Consider the following 18,181-nt stretch of genomic DNA (forward strand, 5'->3'; position numbering starts at 1 on the left):
CTTACCCCGAAGAGCGGGGAAACCGGGCGCTGTGACGCGTGAGGGGCCGTTTATAACCGGGGCGTGTGACTCGAGACAGTCGGCTTCGGCTGTCGCGCGCCGGCCGGACCAACAACACTCATTTGGCTGGGTGTCTTCGGGTCGGATAGATGAGAGGTCCCCGTCGGCTCCTGGAAGCCGCCTACGAGCGCGTCCTGGAGCGCGAAGTGTCCGGTGCCCCGTCCCACGTTGCGGTCATTCAGGACGGCAACCGTCGATACGCCGAAAAGCAGGGCGAAGCGAAGACCGAAGGCCACAGAGCGGGCGCCGACACCACCGAGTCCGTGTTGCGGTGGTGTGCTGACCTCGGCGTCGAGGAGTTGACGCTGTACACCTTCTCGACGGAGAACTTCGAGCGCCCGCCGGAGGAACGCGAGGCGCTGTTCGACCTCATCACCGAGAAACTCCGAACGTTCGCCGACCGCGAGGAGGTCCACGACCGCGAGGTCCGCATCCGCGCCATCGGCGAGGTCGAGCGACTCCCGCCGCGCGTCCGCGAGGCCGTTGACTACGCCGAATCGCGGACCGCACAGTATGACGAACTGTATCTGAACATCGCCTTGGCCTACGGCGGCCGTGCGGAACTGCTCGGCGTCGCCCGCGACATCGCCGAGGAGGCGGCCGACGGCGAACTCGACCCCCAGTCAGTCTGCGTCGAGGAAATCGAACGCCGGATGACCACTCGCCCCACCCGCGCGGTCGACCTCATCATCCGCACCGGCGGCGACGAGCGGACCTCGAACTTCCTGCCGTGGCACGCCAACGGTAACGAGGCCGCCGTTTACTTCTGTACGCCTTACTGGCCGGAGTTCTCTCGCGTGGACCTCCTGCGTGCGGTTCGGACCTACGAATCGCGACAGGAATCCTGGCGCCGGACGCGCGCTCAGCGTGCGGCCGCGCTGTTGCGCGCCGTCGGCGACGTGGAACTCCAGGAAGCCAGCCGCGTCATCGGGCGGTTCCGCGACTCGCTGCCCGACGGAGAACTCGACGACATCGAAGAGGCCGCCGAGGCCGACCCGTCGGTCGAATAGGGGAGTGTCCATTCCATGACGCCAATCGCCTCAACCGACAGCGTCCGACGCGGGAGCGCCCTGCTCGGCGTCGTTCTGAGCGTCGCAACGCTGCTCGCGGCCGCAGCCATCTGGGCGGTGCCGGCGTTGACGCCGGTCGGGACGGCCGCTGCCGTCGTGATTAGCGCGATGACACTGTCGCTGCCGGTCGTGGCGGCAGGACTGCTCTACTCCCTGCGAGACGGTCTCACCGGTGTCGGAGTCCGAGTCGAACGGCTACTGTGGGGTTCGCTTTTGGGGGCGCTTGCCTTCTTCACCACGGGGACTGCCGCCGTGGTGTCCGGCGTCGAGCCGATTCGAACGGTCGGCGATTGGCTCTACGGCATCGGAATCGTCGTCCTGCTCGTGGTTTCGACCGCCACGCTGTTCGTCGACGCGAAGTGAGCGCGAGGTCTGGCGATTCACCTCGCTCATCTTCCGAACCGCCGCTGCCGTTCCTGATACTCCCGTACGGCACGCAGGAAGTCCCGCCGTCGGAAGTCCCGCCAGTTCACGTCGGTGAAATGCAACTCGGAGTAGACGGATTGCCAGATGAGGAAATCCGAGAGCCGTTCGGCGCCGGTCTTGATGACGAGGTCCGGCGGCGTCCGAAAGACGAGGTGGCGCTCGATTTCGGCCTCGTCGATGTCCTGGGGGTCCAACTCACCCGACGCGGCGTCTTCGGCGATGTCGCGGACGGCGGCGGCGAACTCCTCGCGGCCACCGAGGCCGATGGACACTTGCACGGGCGCGTCGGCAGCGTCGTCGGCGTCGGGACCACGGACGGCGACCGTTCTCGGACTCTCCAACTCCGAGAGTGCGTTCCGAAGCGTCGGGACGGCGGCCTTGTCGAGGACGCTCACGTAGATGAGGATTTCCTCGACACCGGTCTCGAAAGCCCACTCCAGAAACGCCGAGAGGGTGTCGTAGGCGCCGCGTTCGAGCAGGTCGTGTTCGGTGATGACGAGTGCGACCCGCTCGGGAACGGCCGCGTCGCTGAGACGGATTCGCGTCGCGAGGTACCGGTCGTACAGTCCCACGTCCGCGTGTTCTCGCCGACGTGCCTGAACGTGTCGGTCCACCTTCGGGAAGGTTAAGTGGGCGACGGCGGAATCTCGGGGCGTGACTGGCGACGTACGTCGGGCCGGCGGCTACTTCCTCGTCGGAGCGCTGTCCCTCCTCGCTCCGGTGTTGGACGGCGTCACGAGCGGTCGACTCGCCGCCATCTCCACCGTCGCCCCCTTCGCGTTCGTCGCCGCCGTGGCGCTGGCATCGACTCGCGGCCCGCTGTTCGAGTTGTTCGCCCGGGAAAGTGACCGCGAGGAGGGCCGGCTGTACGGACTCGCCTCTTTCGCGCTCGCCGTCGCCGGCCTCGCCGTGTTGCTCGTCGGCTTCGAGTTGCCGACGGCGGCGTTCGTCGCGACGGTGTTCGTCCTCACGACGGGAAATCTCGGCCAGATGCTCGTGGCGACCCGGCTGGTGAACCCCTTCGTCGTCGTCTCGGCGTTCGTCGCCTCGGGGATGGCCGGGGCTATCGGGGCGATTTTCCTCGCTGGCACCCTCGGCGCAACGACGCCATCGCTCCCACTGGCGACGTTCTTCGCGGCCAGCGGCGCGCTGTTGGCGGCGCTCATCCGCTCGGCGCTTCACGTCCGTGACGACTCGCTGGTGTTGCTCTCGACGGGACTCGTCATCTGGTTCCTGCTCGAACTGGGGTTGGGCGCGACGACGTCGTCGACTCAAATCGCCGTAGGGCTCGGACTCACCGTCTTACTCGGAGGCCTCGCCTACGGGCTCGGAACCGCCTCGATTACCGGCATGCTCACCGGCGTGTTGCTCGCGCTGTTCGCCGTCGTCCTCGGGGGGTACGGCTGGTTCGTCCTCCTCATGACCTTCTTCGGCGTCGGTGGCCTCGCCTCGAAGTACCGCTACGACGAGAAACTGGAACGCGGCATCGCCCAGGAGAACGAGGGCGCCCGCGACAGCGGGAACGTCCTCGCGAACTCGGCGGTCGCGTTGGTCGCCGTCGTCGCCTACGCCGGTGCGGTCCACGTCAGTATGGACGCCTCCGTGTTCCGATTTGCCTTCGCCGGCGCGGTGGCCGCAGCGCTTGCCGACACCCTCTCCAGTGAGTTCGGCGGGCTCTTCGACAACCCCCGGCTCATCACGACGTTCGAACGCGTCGAGGCAGGCACCGACGGCGGCGTCACGTGGCAGGGCGTCGTCGCCGGCCTCGTCGGGTCGGGGTGCATCGCCGGCCTCGGCGCGCTGTTCTTCGGCCTCGGCGTCCCCGGCACCGTGACGATTCTCGCCGCCGGGTTCGTCGGCATGACCGTCGACAGCATCCTCGGGGCGACGCTCGAAGGCGGTCGCCTCGACAACCAGAGCGTCAACCTGCTGGCGACGCTGTCGGCGGGGCTGGTCGCCGCGGCAGCGGGGCTCGTGGTGCTGTGATTCGGCCGATGGACCCGGCCGACGAACCGGCCGTCCGGTCGCTGCAGTCGACTCTCGACTACGCGGACCCACAGTTAATCGACGCCGCCCTCGACGGCCCGTTCATCGGCCGAGTCGCCGTCCACGAGGGGAGCACCGTCGGCTACGCTATCGCGCTTCCCGGCCAGGAGACGACGCTCTCGGAGTTGGTCGTCGCCGCCGAGTACCGTCGGCACGGGTACGGTCGGTCGTTGGTCGATGCCGTCGCGGAGGCCTCGGGCGCCGACCGAACGGTCGTCACGACGCCAGCGGAAAACGAGAGAGCCGAACACTTCTATCGGGCCATCGGATTCGCGGTCAGCGAGCGCTTGCCGTCGTTTTACGCCGACGGCACGGCCGCATTACGCCTCGTTCGCGGCGAGTAATGCGTCGGCGGTTCTGACACGGACGCTCGTCGGCTGTTTGACGAACTCACCGGTCGAGGCGGCGACGACCTGGTCGACGCCCCGCTGGGCGGCCACGTCGAGGAGCCGCTGGTCCAGTTCACCGTCGACGACGACGGCGGTGGGCACCGTCTCGGCGTCGACCAGACAGTCGAAGGCGTCCGCCGCGGGGCACTCCTCGGTCGCTCGAAAGTCGGCATCCAGCAGTCTGGCGCGGCCGCTCTCGCCGCCGATGATTTCACGGACGTGCCCGCGAAGCGTTCCGGGGTCGCCGTCGTCGTCGCTTTCAGTCGCCGTCGCTTCGGATTCTTCGGGTTCGGTCATCTCGGTGTCGGCCGCCGCGTCGGTGCCGTCCGTCGGCTCCTCGGCGGGGGCTTCGGCCGACGCGTCGACTGCGGCGGTTCCGTTGTTCGTCGGGCCGGATGCCGACGCCACTGACTCCGACGATTCGACGCTCGGTGTCTCGGGAGAGTCCTCCGCTTCGGTGGCCTTGATGGCCTGTTCGTGGGGAACTTTCTCCCGAAGCGCGGCCATCACTTCGTGGCGCGCGAGGTCCTCGACGCATTTCCCCTCCGGTGCGAAGGCGACGTAGTCGATGTCGCCGACCTGCGACAGTTCCTTCCGGATGAGTTCGCCGCCGCGGTCGCCGTCGAGGAAGACGGTGACGGTCTTCGATTCGGTCAATTCGGCGACTGCGTTGGGGACGTTCGTCCCCTCGACGGCGATGGCGTTCTTGATGCCGTACCGGAGCAGCGTGAGCACGTCGGCGCGTCCCTCGACGACGACGATGGCGTCGGAGTCGACGACGCGGGGGCCGGCCGGGAGGCCCTCGTATTCGGTGATGTCCTCGACGCGAACGGCCTCTCGGACTTCCTCGACGAGGTCACGGCTGGAGCGGACCGTATCGTCGAAAGCCTCGCCGAACAGCGCCTTCGCGCGCTCGACGACTTCGCGGCGCTTTGCGGCGCGGACGTCCTCGATTTTTCTGACCTCGATGGTCGAGCGACAGGGACCGACGCGGTCGATGGTCTCCAGTGCCGCCCCGAGAATGGCCGTCTCGACTTGGTCGAGGCTTGTCGCGATGGTGATGCGCCCGAACGACTGGCCGTTCTGGGAGTCGATTTCGACGTCGATGCGGCCGACTTTCGAGGAGTCCTGTAACTCCCGGAGGTCGAGTTCGTCGCCGAGGAGGCCCTCGGTTTGCCCGAAGACCGCCCCCACGACGTCGGAGCGCTCGACCACTCCGTCGGCGGTGATGTCCGCGTGAACGAGATATTTGGCTGTGTCCTGCATTGATGAACTGCCCGTCGCCGGGCGTGGATGATGATGGTGAATCCATGAGCGAACTCATGGGTATATAAATTACGCCGACACGCGTATATAAACCTGCGGACGGACTCGGGCTTTGGCCAGCCTTCGGGACCGTTTATGTACGTCCACGACGAGGGCCGCGTATGGGTATCGACGAACCCGATATCGACCCGACGGCGTTCTTGGAGGACGTGGAGATGCGCATCGGCGAGATAACGAGCGTCGAACCATTCCCGGAGGCCCGAAAGGACGTGTACAAACTCGAAGTCGACTTCGGCTCCGAGACGCGGCAGTCGGCGGCCGGACTCACCGACCTCTATGACCCGGATGACCTCCTCGGTCGACAGGTCGTCGCCGTCGTCAACCTCGGGACGGTGAACATCGCGGGCTTCGAGAGTCAGTGTCTCGTCACGGGTGTCGACAGCGCAGGCGGTGGCATCGTCCACCTCCAACCCGAACGCGACGTGCCGAACGGGACGCGCGTGTACTGATTGCCGTCGGTCTCTGACTGATGAAGAGGATTCTTCTTCGATACTGGCCATTGTCGAGCGATTAGCAACATTTAGGCGTGCGGGTCGGTAAGGAGTGGCAACCAATGGTCTCGACAGCGGAGAAATCTGTGTGATGACGGTCACACGGTGCTTGGATTGCCGGTATGGCTGTAGTGGCATATCGGCTGGATGGTGCTGGCCTCGGCAACCGTCTTGTACTGGCGGCGCACGACACGGGGCGGCATCGTCGCGGGTATCCTCGTCCCGCAGGTCGTCTACGTTGGGTTCAACTTCCTGCCGGAAGTGCCGCTCGGCCCCGTGACGCTCTTTACGGACTCCTACTTCGGCTGGGGGGTCTCCATCTACTGTATGATTCTCGGACTGCTCGTTACGGTGGTCGTCTCCGCCGTCACGGTTCGGTCGCCCGACGAGGATACAGACCTGTACTTCGAGGGGTTGAGCGCCGATTAAAAACGGAAAGCGTCGATTAGTCGTCGGCGGCCGCGACCGCCTCGCCGTGGCTCACTTCGTCGCCCAACAACTCCATGAACCCGGCCAGCCACTCGGGGTGGTCGGGCCACGCCTGTCCGGTGACGAGGTTGCGGTCGGTGACGACGCCGTCGACCCACGAACAGCCGGCGGCCTCACACTCGGCGCGAACCGCCGGATAGGAGGTCATCTCGTAGCCGTCCAGTACGCCGGCGGCCGCCAGAATCTGCGGGCCGTGACACAGCGTCGCGACCGGCTTGTCCGCCTCGAAGAAGTGCTGGACCGCCTCGATGACTTCCTCGTGGGTCCGGAGGTACTCCGGCGCCCGTCCGCCGGGGATACACAGCGCGTCGTAGTCGCTCGGATTCACCTCTGCCATCGTGGCGTTCAACTCGAAGTTGTGGCCTCGTGACTCCATGTACGTCTGGTCGCCACGGAAGTCGTGGATGGCAGTCTTGATTGCCTCGCCCGCTTCCTTGTCGGGACAGACGGCGTGGACTTCGTGGCCCACCATCTGCAGCGCCTGAAACGGCACCATAATCTCGTAGTCCTCGCCGAAGTCACCGACTATCATCAGGATGTCTTTGCCCATCGGTATCACCCAGCAAAACTACACCGACGAGAAGCATAAACGCCTCGGTGGGCTCCCACTCCGGTATCGAATCCGGTCCTCCGGGTTTCGGGAGTGAACCACTTAACAGGCAGTCGGTCGAACGCCCCTCCATGCAAACCCACATCGTCCCGGTCGGCTTCGATTACGACCGGCTCATCGCCCCGCTGGTGCGGGACCAACTCGACGTTGACCGCGTCGTGTTGCTGGAGGGGGCCGTCGGCAGCGAGGCCAACGTCGAGTACTCCCGGAACCTCGCGAAGAAGCTCGAAAAGGACTTCACGAACCTGCTTGGCGCCGAAACCGAGCGGTTCGTCGTCGAGGACGTCTACGACTACGACGCCGCATTCGAGCAGGCCTACGACCTCATCAACACGGAACTCGACGCCGGCGGCGAGGTGTGGGTGAACGTCTCGGCGATGCCCCGGACGGTCTCGTTTGCCTTCGCCACCGCCGCTCACTCCATCATGGTCGAACGCGAGGGCGACCGCGACCGCATCCACACCTACTACACGGTTCCCGAGAAGTACCTCGAAACCGAACTCGCCGAGGAACTTCGCGCCCAGCGTGACCTGCTGGAGGACCTCCTCGACGACGAAATCGACGACGAGCGCATCGAGGAGCACCTCGACCTCGCCGACGACTTACTGGAGGAGTTCGACGAGCGGGGCACCACCATCGGCGCAAAGCAGTTCGGCGACAGCCACATCATCGAGTTGCCGGTCGCCTCGTTCTCGAACGTCAAACCGTTCGAGGAACTCATCCTCTTCACGCTGGGTGAACACGGCGTCTTCGAGTCGGTTTCGGAACTCGCCCAGACGCTCGCCCGCGAGTTGGGCGAGGAGTACACCGACTCCTTCCGGTCGAAGGTCATCTACAACGTCGACCGCCTCGGTCCCGGCGGGAAGGGATACATCGAACAGGAGGAACACGGCAAGTCCTACCGGACACGGCTCTCCCGCATCGGAGAGCTATGGGTCAGGTCGCACGCCGACCAATCGGAGCTGTAATCAGCCGGTCCGAAACGAGAAATCCAGCGCCGACGCGGAGTGGGTCAACGACCCCATCGAAATCACGTCGACGCCCGTCGCCGCGTAGTCGGCTACGTCGTCGATGGTGATGCCGCCGCTGGCTTCGGTCAGCGCCCGGCCGTCGACCGACTGGACTGCTCGTTCGACCGCATCCGGGGCCATGTTGTCCAGCAGGACGATGTCTGCGCCCGCCTCGACGGCGTCGACGGCCGTCGAGGGCTCTTCGACTTCGACCTCGATTTTCGTCGCGAAGGAAACGCGCTCTCGGAACCGCTCGACTGCGCGCTCCATCCCCAACTCGGCGACATGGTTGTCCTTCACCATCACCATATGCGAGAGGTCCAGCCGATGGGTGTCGCCGCCGCCCGCGGCGATGGCGCGTTTCTCGACTCCCCGAAGGCCGGGCGTGGTCTTTCGGGTGCCCGCGATGCGAACGTCGTCGCTGACCTGATGGGCGATATCGACCGCCCACCGGGTTCGGGTGGCGATACCGGAGGCGTGGCCGGCGATGTTGACCGCGACGCGCTCGCCCCGGAGGACGTCCGTGGCGGGCCCCGAGACTCGAAGAACCGGAACGCCGGCTTCGATGGCCGTGCCGTCGGTCTCCCGATTCTCGATAGCCACGCCGAGATACTCGAAGACGGCTTCGGCGGCGTCGAGGCCGGCGACGACGCCGCCCTCTTTGGCGACGAGCCGTCCGGCCGTCTCGCCGGGCACGTCGTTGGTCACGTCGTGATGGCCGAGGTCCTCCCGGAGCCAGCGTTCGACCTGTGAGCGCTCAATCGGCATCGGCGGTCGGTTCCTCGACGAGGTGGTGACAGCCGCGCGATTCCTCCTGTTCGGCCGCCGCCCGTGCGACAAGCAGGGCGGTGACGCAGGCGCCACGGAGTTCGTACAGCGGACGACTCGTCCGGGTACGGGTGTAGGCATCGACCTCGCCCTTCAGCCGCCGGAGGACGGACTGTGCCCGTCGCAAATCATCGGGAGTGCGCTCGATGCCGACGTACTCGTCCATCACGCGCCGGAGACGGACGGCCTTCTCCTCGGCGAACCCCTCGGGAAGTGTGGGGTCGCGGTCCAGCAGTTCGGACGCCTCGATTTCCTCGGCGTCGAAGCCGGTGGCGGCCTCGCCCGCTCGAAGCCCCCAGACGAGGGCTTCCAGCAGGCTGGTCGAGGCCAGTCGGTTCGCGCCGTGGACGCCCGTCCGGGCACATTCGCCGACGGCGAATAGCCGGTCCAAGGAGGCCCGGCCCTCGGTGTCGACGGCGATGCCGCCACAGAGGAAGTGTTCGGCGGGGGCGACCGGAATCCCGTCGTCGGGGTCGACGCCACGTTTCTCGCATTCGGCGTGGAGGTCCGGGAACTCGGCTTCGAAATCGAGTGGAGTCACGTCCAGATACACCTCGCCCGTGCGGTCACGTTCCGTTTCGACGGCGCGAGCGACCACGTCTCGGGGGGCGAGTTCGGCGTCGGCGTGGTACTCCGGCATGAACCGCTCGCCGTCTCCGTTCCGGAGGAGGGCGCCCTCGCCGCGGACGGCCTCGCTGAGCAGGAAGGTGCCCTGTCCGTCCCTATTCGTCTCGCCCGCAAATGCGGTTGGGTGAAACTGGACGTACTCCATATCTTCGAGGTCCGCACCGGCCAGCGCAGCCATGGCGATGCCGTCGCCGGTCGCCGTTTCGGGGTTCGTCGAGCGACCGTAACACGCTCCGATGCCGCCGGTCGCAAGTACCGTCGCGCCGGCGAAACACGGCGCCCACTCGCCATCCTGCTCTAACATTGCACCGTGGACGCGCCCCTCGTGAGTCAGCAATTCGAGGGCAGCGGTGTCCTCCAGTATCTCGACGGCGTCGTGGTCGGCGAGATGGTTCAAAAATGGCGCCAGTAGGTGCTTGCCCGTCGAGGCGTCGACGTGGAGGATTCGGGCCTCGCTGTGGGCGGCCTCCCGACCGTAGTCGGGGGACTTCTCGCCGTCGAACTCGACGCCGAGGGTATCGAGAAACACGTCTTCGACGGCCTCGTCGGCGGAGTCGACCAACACGTCGACGGCCTCGGGGTCGGCGACCCCATCGGCCGCTTTCAGGATGTCGGCTTTGAACGCCTCGGGTTCGCCGCGCGTGACGGCGACGCCGCCCTGTGCCCAGTAGGACGTCGACTCCTCCGGTTGGGTGGCTTTCGTCGCGAGCGTCACGTCGGCGCCTGCTCGGGCCCCCGCCAAGGCGGCCGCACAGCCGGCGACGCCGCTGCCGACGACCAGAAGGTCAGTGGTGCGTTCGTTCATATCTCCAACATCCGTTCTAACGCCAGTCCGGCGAGTTCCTTCTCGCGCGGTGCGACTTCGATGACGTTTCGCTCCTCGCCCTCGGCCAGTCCCTCCAGTACCCACGTCAGGTAGTTGGGGTCGACCTGCCGCATGGCGTTGCAGTCCATGCAGGCGTCGCCACACAGCGGCACCACGTTCACCTCGGGATGCCACCGCTGGAGGTGGTTCGTGAGGTGGATTTCGGTGCCGATGGCCCACGTCTCGCCGGGGTCGGCCTCGGCGACCGTCTCACAGATGGTCGAGGTCGACCCGGCCACGTCGGCGGCCTCGACGACCTCTCGGCGACACTCGGGATGGACGATGACGTTGGCGTCGTCGTAGCGCTCCCGAACGTCTTCGATGTGGGCCTCGGTGAACCGCTCGTGGACCTGACAGTAGCCGTCCCACAGCACGATGTCGGCGTCGGCCACCTCGTCGGCGTCTTTCGATTCGGGGTCCCACGGGTCCCACTCCGCCGTTGAATCTTCCATCCCGAGGCGGTGGGCGGTGTTCTCCCCGAGGTGTTTGTCGGGCAGGAACAGCACCTTGTCGCCGCGCTCGAAGGCGTACTCGAAGGCATCGTGGGCGTTCGAGGAGGTACAGACCAATCCGCCCTGTTCGGCACAGAACGCCTTCAGGTCGGCGTAGCTGTTCATGTACGTGATTGGGATGATGTCGGCGTCCGGGGCCGCCTCGGTGAGTTCGGCCCACGCGGCGTCAACTTGCAGCGCCTCGGCCATCCCGGCCATCGGACAGGACGCCTCCATCGATGGCAGGATGACCGTCTGGTCGTCGTCGGTGATGATGTCGGCCGATTCGGCCATGAACGTCACGCCGCAGAAGACGACGTAGTCGGCGTCGGCGTCGGCGGCACGCTTGCTCAACTCGTAGGAATCGCCGATGAAGTCGGCGTGCTCGACGATTTCCCGCCGCTGGTAGTTGTGGCCGAGGATGATTACGTCCTCGCCCAGTTCCTCCCGGGCGGCGGCGATTCGGTCCGTGCGTTCGCCCTCGTCCAACTCCCGGTACTGTGGCGGAAGCTGTTCGAGGTTGTCGTACTTGAAGAGGCTGAGGTCGGTCTGAAGGTCGACCGTTTCCATTTCGGGCATGGGTGATACTCCGTGGGGTACCCTAGCCCACGGACTGCCATATTGATAAAATTTTGTCTTCAATAACTGATGTTGGTTGGGGCAACGTTCGCTACTGCGCTATCCGAACTGCGCTATTCAATCAAAAACCGGTGTATGCCGGTTTTTTAATCCATCACGGCCACGGTGGACTGTATGACCTCGGCCGAGTCGCTGTTCGTCGCGATTGTCGGTGAGAACCCCGTGATGCAGGCGTTCGTCGGGGGACTCATAATCGCCGGGTTGAATCTGCTTGGTGCGGCGCTCGTCCTCGTCTGGCGGAACCCCTCCGAGCGGTCGCTGGATACGGCGCTCGGCTTCGCCGCCGGCGTCATGTTGGCGGCGAGTTTCACGAGTCTCATCATTCCCGGCATCGACTTCGCGTCGGAGGCGGCGTACAACCCCGTCACCCTCGGCGGGGTCGAGTTGGTCGGTATCGTTCCGGTTCTCGTCGGACTCATCGCCGGAACGCTGTTTCTCGACCGTGCCGACGCACTCGTTCCGCACGCCCACTACCTCGTCACCGGGGAGCGACGGGCCGACGCCGCCGATTCAGACACCGACGGTCTCCCCGATGTCGACGCACGCATCGCCTCCGTCGTGCTCTTCGTCCTCGCGATTACGCTGCACAACATGCCCGAAGGGTTGGCCGTCGGCGTCGGATTCGGCTCCGGCGATTTGGGCGGTGCCCTCGCGCTGATGGTCGCTATTGGCCTCCAGAACATCCCCGAGGGGTTGGCCGTCTCCATCGCGGCGCTGAACGCCGGCCTCGATAGTCGGTGGTACGCGGCGGTCGCCGGACTGCGGGCCGGCGTCGTCGAGATTCCGCTGGCCGTCTTCGGTGCCTTTGCCGTCCAAATCGCCAGTCCCCTTCTCCCCTACGCGATGGGATTTGCCGCCGGCGCGATGCTGTTCGTCATCTCCGACGAAATCATCCCCGAGACTCACACCCGCGGCAACGAACGCGTCGCCACGCTCGGAACGATGGCCGGTATCGTCGTGATGTTGACGCTCGACGTGGTGTTGGCCTGAGTCGAGTCAGGCCCGATAGACGACTTCGCCGTCGACGACCGTCATCGAGATGTCGATGTCGGCGATGGCACCGGCGTCGACTGTCCACGGAGATTCCTCGAGTACGACGAAGTCCGCCCGTTTGCCGACTTCGACGGTGCCGAAACGGTCCTCGTCGTGGCCCGCGTAGGCCGCCCCCGAGGTGTAGGCTTTTAATGCCTCGGTGACCGAGAGTCGCTGGCTCGGTTCCGGGGCCGTCACCGCCTGCTGGACTCCGAAGAGGGGGTCCAACGGCATGCAGTCGCTGCCGAACGCCAGCGGTACGTTCGCATCGAGTACGTCCGCAAAGCGGTTCGATTCGGCGGTTCGCTCGGCGCCGAGGCGGCGCTCGTAGAGGCCGTCTTCCCGTGCCCACCGAAGGAAGTTCGGCTGCATCGAGGCGACGGTGTCGAATCCCTTGAGGTCGGCCGGCAGCAACTCGGCGTGTTCGATGCGGTGGCGGGTCTCGGAGTCTTCCGGGAGGGCGTCGAGGGCGACCTCGATTGCCTCGTCACCGATGGCGTGGACGGCCAACTGCATCCCGAGTTCGTCGACGCGGTCGGCGATATCGGCCAATTCCTCGGGGTCGACGACCCACTCGCCGGTCCCCTCGTGGTCGGCGTAGGGTTCCGAGAGCTTCGCCGTTCCCGCACCCAGCGACCCGTCAGTGTAGGTCTTGATGCCGCCGACGGAGACGCAGGCGCCGCCGTGGTTCGTCACAAGCCCCGTCTCTTCGACCGCATCGAGGTGGTCGGCCCAGTAGTACAGTCGCACGCGCAAATCGAGGTCGTCTTCTACGGCCAACGAACGATAGGCTGCCGGAGCGTCCGAGTGCCGCACCATGTCGTGGACGCCCGTCACGCCGAGTCGATGGGCGCGGTCGCGGGCAGCCTCGACGAGTCGTTTCGTCTCGGCGCGTCCGGGTGCGGTCTCCATCCGCAGGAACTCGGCGGCGTCCTCGGTGACGACGCCGGTCGGATCGCCCGCTTCGCGCTGGATTCCGTCTTCGGGTAAGGACTCCGCGTATCTGTCGAGGACGACCGAGTTCACCGAGGCGGTGTGGAGGTCCTCCCGGAAGGCGACGACCGGCCGGTCACTCGACACCTCGTCTAACTCCTCGCGGGTGAGATAGCGGTCGTCGTCCCACGACGATTCGTCGTAGCCGTAGCCAAGAATCCACTCTTCGTCCGGCGCTTCCCGAAGACGGTCGAGTGCTGCCGTCCGGTCGTCGGTCGCGAGGTCGGCGTGAACGAGTCGCCGCCCGACGATTTCCATGTGGGTGTGGGCGTCGATGAATCCCGGCAGCAGGACACCACCGTCGCAGTCGATGACCTCGGTGTCGACGCCCTCCAGAAACCCGATTTCGTAGGCGGAGTCGACGCGGACAATTCGGCCGTCTCGGACGGCGACGGCCTCGTGTGTTTCGTCGGGGTCGGCCAGCGTGTGTACCTCGGCGTTCGTGAAGATGCGGTCCGCCGCCTGTGTCATACCGGAGTGCGGTCCGGAACGGATATTAATCTGGTCGCTCCCTCGTTCGGTCGACCGCCCCGTCACCGGGACGGAAACCCTTAGTCGCCCGCCCGCAACTCGATGATATGGACACAGAGGAACTCGTCGAAGGCGTACAGGACGGCGAGTTACGCCTACACGAACTCGAACAGCACGCCGACGCCGACGCTGCGGCCGAGGCGCGTCGACTGCTTCTCACCGCCGAAACCGAGGCCGACCTCGACGCCATCGGCGCTTACACCTTCGACGCCGCCGACGCCGGCCCGAACATCGAGAACATGCTCGGCGCCGCACAGGTGCCGATGGGCATCGTCGGCCCCGTCCGCATCGACGGCGGGTCGGTCGAGGGCTCGAAGTACCTCCCGCTTGCGACGACCGAAGGCGCCCTCGTCGCCTCGGTCAACCGTGGCTGTGCGGCCATCCGGGCGGCCGACGGCGCGACCGCTCGGGTGCTGAAGAACGCGATGACCCGTGCCCCCGTCTTCCGCGTCAACGACGTGGGAGAGGCAAGCGAGGTCGCCTCGTGGGTCCGGGCCAACGTCGATACCCTCGCGGAGGCCGCCGAGTCGACGACCAGCCACGGCGAGTTGCGCGACGTGACGCCCTACGTCGTCGGCGACAACGTCTTCCTCCGATTCGCCTATGACACCAAGGACGCGATGGGGATGAACATGGCCACCATCGCCACCGAAGCCGCCTGCGACGTGGTCACGGCGGAGACGCCCGCCGAACTCGTCGCTCTCTCCGGAAACCTCTGTTCCGATAAGAAACCCGCCGCCGTCAACAGCGTCGAGGGCCGCGGCCGGACCGTCGCCGCCGATGTGGAAATCCCGCGGGAAACCGTCGAGAGTTACTTCAAGACGACCCCGGAGGCCATCGCCGAGGCCAACACCCGAAAGAACCTCGTCGGGTCGGCAAAAGCCGGCTCGCTCGGCTTCAACGCCCACGCTGCGAACACCGTCGCCGCGGCCTTCCTCGCGACCGGCCAGGACATCGCACAGGTCGTCGAGGGCAGTAACGCGATTACGACCGCCGACGTGCGTGACGGGGACCTCTACGCCTCGCTGACCATCGCCTCCTTGGAACTCGGCACCGTCGGCGGCGGGACGAAACTGCCGACCCAATCCGAGGCGCTCGATATCGTCGGCGTCCGCGGCGGCGGCGACCCCGCGGGGTCCAACGCCGACGCGCTGGCGGAACTCATCACGACCGCTGCGCTCGCCGGTGAGTTGTCGCTTCTGGGGGCACTGGCTTCGGACCACCTCGCCAGCGCTCACGAGGAACTGGGTCGATAAGACGACGGATACGACGGGCCCCATCCGCACCCGTCTCGTCGTGCCGAACGGTCCCTAGTTTGATAGGAGTTCGAAAACGGGATACACCCATCCTTGCTCAGGAATCGACAGCGAGCTCGGGGGGTTGGAATCGCTACACTCGCGGTGCTGCTCGTGGTTTCGGTTCTCACAGCCGGTGTCGCGGCGTCGACGGGGGCGGCCGCCGGGACCGCTTCGAGCGCCGAACCGACGGCCACGGCAGATATCGACGAGTCGTTACGTGACCGCACGGGGACGGTTCAAGCGGTCGTTCGGTTCCCGGCGGCCGATACCGCGGGCGTTTCGTCGACAGACCGTGTTGAGCGATTGCAACGCCACGCCGAACGCAGTCAGTCGCCCTTTCGGGCGTTCGCGGCCGACACGCCGGGGGTCGACGTCGAACGGTCGTTTTGGCTGACGAACGCCATGCTCGTCTCGGTCGATACGGAGACAACGCCACTGGAGACGCTGGCCGAGGTCGAGGGCGTCAGCCGAATTCACGAGAACTACGGCGGGAATCTTCAGGCGACGGGCGGCGAGACGACGGGAGCCTCGAACGACCACGTTCCACGGCCGAGACAATCGGACGAGGGACCGCCCGTCGCTCCCGGAATCGACCAAATAAGCGCACAGACGGCCTGGCAGTTCCACGACACCCGTGGCGAGGGCAGCGCCGTCGCGATTCTCGATACTGGGGTTGACCCCGAGGGTCACGCAGGTATCGCCGACTCGCTGTCTCGCGGCGGGTGGGCGGAGTTCCACCCACGGACCGGCGAACGCGTCGAGAGCGAGCCATACGACCCGAAGGGCCACGGAACACGTCTCAGCGGCATCGTCGCGGGCGGACAGACTGATGAGGGAGTCGCCTACGGCGTCGCTCCCGAGACCGCGCTGTATCACGGCAAGGTTGTCGGGGAGAGAGGGTTCTCCTTTGCATCGGTCACCGCCGGCATGGAGTGGGCCATCGAAAACGACGTGGATGTAGTGTCTCTGAGCCTCGGTCCGGTCAGATACGCCGACGCCTTCCTCGAACCGGTCGAGAACGCCCGCGGCGCCGGGGTCGTTGTCGTCGGCTCGATCGGCAATGCCGGTCGATACACGAGCGTCGGGCCGGGGAACCTCCCGACGGCTGTCGGCGTCGGCTCCGTCGACTCTGACGGCTCGGTTCCCGAGTGGTCGGGCGGCGAGGCAGTCGACACACAGCGGTATTGGGGAGAGAACGCGCCGTCTCAGTGGGGAGACAACTACACGGTGCCGGAGGTAACCGCGCCCGGTGTCGGCGTCACCGTCTCCCAGCCAGGCGGCGGATACGGGACCGGCGAGGGGTCGAGTTACGCGACGCCACACGTCGCTGGCGTGGCGGCGCTTGCGGCGTCGGCGACCGATGCCGAGATGGCTGAAATCGAATCCGCACTCGTCCAGACGTCGATACACCCCGACGCGCGTGAGCCGTTTTCGGTCGACCCTGGTCGTGACGACCGCCACGGCTCCGGGGCCGTCAACGCTGTCGCAACCGTCTCGCGGCTCCGGGCGAGCGAGACTGTCTCGGGGGTCGTCACGACGGCTGACGGCGAACCACTCGAGGGCGCCCTCGTCGGGTCCGAAGCGGGCCCCCGGACCCGAACGGACGCCGACGGCCGGTACACGCTGGAACTCCCGCCGGGTGAACAGCCGGTCGTCGCTCTCGGTGTCGGCTTCGACCCAACCGTCGAGACGCTTGACCCGGCGACGACCGACCAACAGTCATTCGAACTCACGTCCGGGGCCCCCGGTGCCAGAACGCTCCAACCGCTTGGTGATCGGGTCGACCCCGGACAACCGGCGGTGACGACCCTCGAAGTCGGGTCCGCGGAGTCGGTAACCGTCGAGGTCAACACACAGGGGTTGGTTCAACGGGACGCTCTCACGCTCCGTATCGACGGGGAGGCGGTGAGTTTCGGCGAGACGGTCGACCTTGAGCCCTCGGAGACGCCCCGCCGACTCACGATAGAAATCGACACTGAAGAAGGAACGCCGCCGGGTTCCGTCGAACCAATGGTACGACTGGAGGGTGAAAGCGAGTCGCTCTCGGGCCGCATCGGGCGATTTTACATCCACACCGACCCGGTCCGTATCGGCCCCGATGTTCCGGTGGACATTCAAGAGCCGGTCGACGTTCTTGCGCCCGGAACGACCATCGTTCTCGAAGACGGGACCTACGAGGCCTCCGAGGCCGGCCCTGCGTCGCTCGTCCTCGACCGGCCGATTTCACTCGTCGCTGCCGAGGGGGCGAATCCGACGCTCGTTGCCTCGAGTGACGCCGAAAACGGCGTTCTCATCACCGCGAACGATGTCGAGATACGGGGGCTGGAGATAGACGGCGACGGTGCCGAGACGACCGTTCAGGTCGGTACGCAGGCGACCGGTCGGGAGACGGTCGCTCCCTCCGGTGTCACCGTCGCGGACAACCGACTGCTGGGCGGCACCGACGGCCTCGTTACCTGGGGTGGTCCTGCGCTGTTGGTCGAACGCAATCGCGTCGCCGCCCAACGCGACGGCATCCGGGTCAGTGACCCACAGCGTTCGACCGTCCGTGACAACGTCATTCAGGGTGCCAACACAGGCATCCGAATCGAGGGGTCGGCGACGGATATCGCCGGGAACCGCATCTCCGGTGCCGAAACGGGGATTCACATCGAGGTCCCGCTGGAGGCTCTCGAAGCGCTGGCCGTCGAGTTCGGCCCCATCGCTGGCAACGAAATCAGTGACTCGGCCGAAGGACTCCGTATCGTTGGCGGCGTCCCGGAAGGGTCGGTCGGCGACAACACCTTCCGGAACGTCACGACCAACCGAGTTACCACAGGAAACGGGAGCGGCAGCGCCCCGACCGGCCCGGGCGGTACTGGCGATTCCGCACTCGGGGTCGCCCTCTATGCTGCGACGGGGGTGTCCGTCGCGTTGTTGTTCGTTCCGTACGGTATCCGACGACTCAGGAGGCGATAACA

At 66.2% G+C, this 18,181-nt stretch carries 17 protein-coding genes; 10 read left to right on the forward strand and 7 right to left on the reverse strand.

Annotation, left to right across the window (positions count from 1 at the left end; translation table 11 throughout):
• Window positions 1-149: 149 nt before the first annotated feature.
• Together uppS and NMP98_RS17745 are read left to right on the forward strand one after the other, a co-directional pair.
• The gene (uppS, locus tag NMP98_RS17740; RefSeq protein ID WP_254859181.1) at window positions 150-1,070 is read left to right on the forward strand and encodes a polyprenyl diphosphate synthase; all 921 of its coding nucleotides are present in this window, start codon (window positions 150-152) and stop codon (window positions 1,068-1,070) included.
• 15 nt (window positions 1,071-1,085) lie between these two features.
• Entirely contained in the window at window positions 1,086-1,493 is a 408-nt protein-coding gene (locus tag NMP98_RS17745; protein ID WP_254859182.1) for a hypothetical protein, read from the forward strand.
• A gap of 26 nt (window positions 1,494-1,519) precedes the next feature.
• On the opposite strand, the gene NMP98_RS17750 is transcribed toward NMP98_RS17745, so the two are convergent.
• Complete coding sequence (locus NMP98_RS17750) at window positions 1,520-2,128, reverse strand: undecaprenyl diphosphate synthase family protein (protein ID WP_254859183.1); 609 nt, start codon at window positions 2,126-2,128, stop codon at window positions 1,520-1,522.
• An 82-nt stretch (window positions 2,129-2,210) separates the two neighbouring features.
• Between NMP98_RS17750 and NMP98_RS17755 the strand changes: the two genes are divergently transcribed.
• Complete coding sequence (locus NMP98_RS17755; RefSeq protein WP_254859184.1) at window positions 2,211-3,542, forward strand: DUF92 domain-containing protein; 1,332 nt, start codon at window positions 2,211-2,213, stop codon at window positions 3,540-3,542.
• An 8-nt stretch (window positions 3,543-3,550) separates the two neighbouring features.
• On the forward strand, window positions 3,551-3,946 hold the full coding sequence (locus NMP98_RS17760; protein WP_254859185.1) for a GNAT family N-acetyltransferase: 396 nt from the start codon (window positions 3,551-3,553) through the stop codon (window positions 3,944-3,946).
• Here the strand turns inward: NMP98_RS17760 and dnaG are convergent.
• Window positions 3,923-5,257, reverse strand: a complete 1,335-nt coding sequence (gene dnaG, locus NMP98_RS17765) for a DNA primase DnaG (protein WP_254859186.1) — start codon at window positions 5,255-5,257, stop codon at window positions 3,923-3,925. The two genes, NMP98_RS17760 and dnaG, sit on opposite strands and share 24 nt — an antisense overlap.
• 161 nt (window positions 5,258-5,418) lie before the next feature.
• Here dnaG and NMP98_RS17770 point away from each other — a divergent pair, with 161 nt between their 5' ends.
• Complete coding sequence (locus NMP98_RS17770; RefSeq protein ID WP_254859187.1) at window positions 5,419-5,766, forward strand: tRNA-binding protein; 348 nt, start codon at window positions 5,419-5,421, stop codon at window positions 5,764-5,766.
• A gap of 189 nt (window positions 5,767-5,955) precedes the next feature.
• Complete coding sequence (locus NMP98_RS17775) at window positions 5,956-6,237, forward strand: hypothetical protein (protein WP_254859188.1); 282 nt, start codon at window positions 5,956-5,958, stop codon at window positions 6,235-6,237.
• 16 nt (window positions 6,238-6,253) lie between these two features.
• Here the strand turns inward: NMP98_RS17775 and NMP98_RS17780 are convergent, their stop codons facing one another.
• Window positions 6,254-6,847: a DJ-1/PfpI family protein gene (locus NMP98_RS17780; protein ID WP_254859189.1), complete on the reverse strand. Its 594-nt coding sequence runs from the start codon at window positions 6,845-6,847 to the stop codon at window positions 6,254-6,256.
• A 131-nt stretch (window positions 6,848-6,978) separates the two neighbouring features.
• On the opposite strand from NMP98_RS17780, the gene NMP98_RS17785 reads away from it, so the two are divergent.
• Window positions 6,979-7,875, forward strand: coding sequence for an HFX_2341 family transcriptional regulator (locus NMP98_RS17785; RefSeq protein WP_254859190.1), 897 nt, complete (start codon window positions 6,979-6,981; stop codon window positions 7,873-7,875).
• On the opposite strand, the gene nadC is transcribed toward NMP98_RS17785, so the two are convergent.
• The 3 genes from nadC to nadA are packed head-to-tail and all read right to left on the reverse strand — an operon-like array spanning window position 7,876 to window position 11,307.
• Window positions 7,876-8,685 carry a carboxylating nicotinate-nucleotide diphosphorylase gene (gene nadC, locus NMP98_RS17790; RefSeq protein WP_254859191.1) on the reverse strand — a complete coding sequence of 270 codons (810 nt, stop codon included), beginning with the start codon at window positions 8,683-8,685 and terminating at the stop codon, window positions 7,876-7,878.
• A complete protein-coding gene (locus tag NMP98_RS17795; protein ID WP_254859192.1) occupies window positions 8,675-10,177 on the reverse strand; it encodes an L-aspartate oxidase in 1,503 nt (500 codons plus the stop codon). The genes nadC and NMP98_RS17795 overlap by 11 nt, the downstream gene beginning before the upstream one ends.
• A complete protein-coding gene (gene nadA, locus NMP98_RS17800) occupies window positions 10,174-11,307 on the reverse strand; it encodes a quinolinate synthase NadA (protein WP_367997245.1) in 1,134 nt (377 codons plus the stop codon). Before nadA ends, NMP98_RS17795 begins: the two co-directional genes overlap by 4 nt.
• Window positions 11,308-11,481: 174 nt before the next feature.
• Between nadA and NMP98_RS17805 the strand changes: the two genes are divergently transcribed.
• Window positions 11,482-12,357: a ZIP family metal transporter gene (locus NMP98_RS17805; RefSeq protein ID WP_254859193.1), complete on the forward strand. Its 876-nt coding sequence runs from the start codon at window positions 11,482-11,484 to the stop codon at window positions 12,355-12,357.
• Window positions 12,358-12,363: 6 nt separating this feature from the next.
• Here the strand turns inward: NMP98_RS17805 and NMP98_RS17810 are convergent, their stop codons facing one another.
• Window positions 12,364-13,863 carry an amidohydrolase gene (locus tag NMP98_RS17810; protein WP_254859194.1) on the reverse strand — a complete coding sequence of 500 codons (1,500 nt, stop codon included), beginning with the start codon at window positions 13,861-13,863 and terminating at the stop codon, window positions 12,364-12,366.
• Window positions 13,864-13,970: 107 nt separating this feature from the next.
• Here NMP98_RS17810 and hmgA point away from each other — a divergent pair, with 107 nt between their 5' ends.
• Together hmgA and NMP98_RS17820 are read left to right on the forward strand one after the other, a co-directional pair.
• Window positions 13,971-15,179 (forward strand): hydroxymethylglutaryl-CoA reductase (NADPH), encoded by a 1,209-nt coding sequence (hmgA, locus tag NMP98_RS17815; RefSeq protein WP_254859195.1) that lies wholly within the window; start codon window positions 13,971-13,973, stop codon window positions 15,177-15,179.
• Window positions 15,180-15,332: 153 nt separating this feature from the next.
• Window positions 15,333-18,179: a S8 family serine peptidase gene (locus NMP98_RS17820; RefSeq protein WP_254859196.1), complete on the forward strand. Its 2,847-nt coding sequence runs from the start codon at window positions 15,333-15,335 to the stop codon at window positions 18,177-18,179.
• The last annotated feature ends 2 nt before the right edge of the window (window positions 18,180-18,181 follow it).

The organism is Natronomonas gomsonensis (assembly GCF_024300825.1).
Lineage (GTDB): Archaea > Halobacteriota > Halobacteria > Halobacteriales > Haloarculaceae > Natronomonas > Natronomonas gomsonensis.

What these genes read in the sequence shown, in the direction of transcription:
- uppS (WP_254859181.1), top strand. Translation starts at nt 150, where the DNA reads ATGAGAGGTCCCCGTCGGCTCCTGGAAGCCGCCTACGAGCGCGTCCTG.
- NMP98_RS17745 (WP_254859182.1), top strand. Translation starts at nt 1,086, where the DNA reads ATGACGCCAATCGCCTCAACCGACAGCGTCCGACGCGGGAGCGCCCTG.
- NMP98_RS17760 (WP_254859185.1), top strand. Translation starts at nt 3,551, where the DNA reads ATGGACCCGGCCGACGAACCGGCCGTCCGGTCGCTGCAGTCGACTCTC.
- dnaG (WP_254859186.1), bottom strand. Translation starts at nt 5,257, where the DNA reads ATGCAGGACACAGCCAAATATCTCGTTCACGCGGACATCACCGCCGAC.
- NMP98_RS17770 (WP_254859187.1), top strand. Translation starts at nt 5,419, where the DNA reads ATGGGTATCGACGAACCCGATATCGACCCGACGGCGTTCTTGGAGGAC.
- NMP98_RS17775 (WP_254859188.1), top strand. Translation starts at nt 5,956, where the DNA reads ATGGTGCTGGCCTCGGCAACCGTCTTGTACTGGCGGCGCACGACACGG.
- NMP98_RS17780 (WP_254859189.1), bottom strand. Translation starts at nt 6,847, where the DNA reads ATGGGCAAAGACATCCTGATGATAGTCGGTGACTTCGGCGAGGACTAC.
- NMP98_RS17785 (WP_254859190.1), top strand. Translation starts at nt 6,979, where the DNA reads ATGCAAACCCACATCGTCCCGGTCGGCTTCGATTACGACCGGCTCATC.
- nadC (WP_254859191.1), bottom strand. Translation starts at nt 8,685, where the DNA reads ATGCCGATTGAGCGCTCACAGGTCGAACGCTGGCTCCGGGAGGACCTC.
- NMP98_RS17795 (WP_254859192.1), bottom strand. Translation starts at nt 10,177, where the DNA reads ATGAACGAACGCACCACTGACCTTCTGGTCGTCGGCAGCGGCGTCGCC.
- nadA (WP_367997245.1), bottom strand. Translation starts at nt 11,307, where the DNA reads ATGCCCGAAATGGAAACGGTCGACCTTCAGACCGACCTCAGCCTCTTC.
- NMP98_RS17805 (WP_254859193.1), top strand. Translation starts at nt 11,482, where the DNA reads ATGACCTCGGCCGAGTCGCTGTTCGTCGCGATTGTCGGTGAGAACCCC.
- NMP98_RS17810 (WP_254859194.1), bottom strand. Translation starts at nt 13,863, where the DNA reads ATGACACAGGCGGCGGACCGCATCTTCACGAACGCCGAGGTACACACG.
- hmgA (WP_254859195.1), top strand. Translation starts at nt 13,971, where the DNA reads ATGGACACAGAGGAACTCGTCGAAGGCGTACAGGACGGCGAGTTACGC.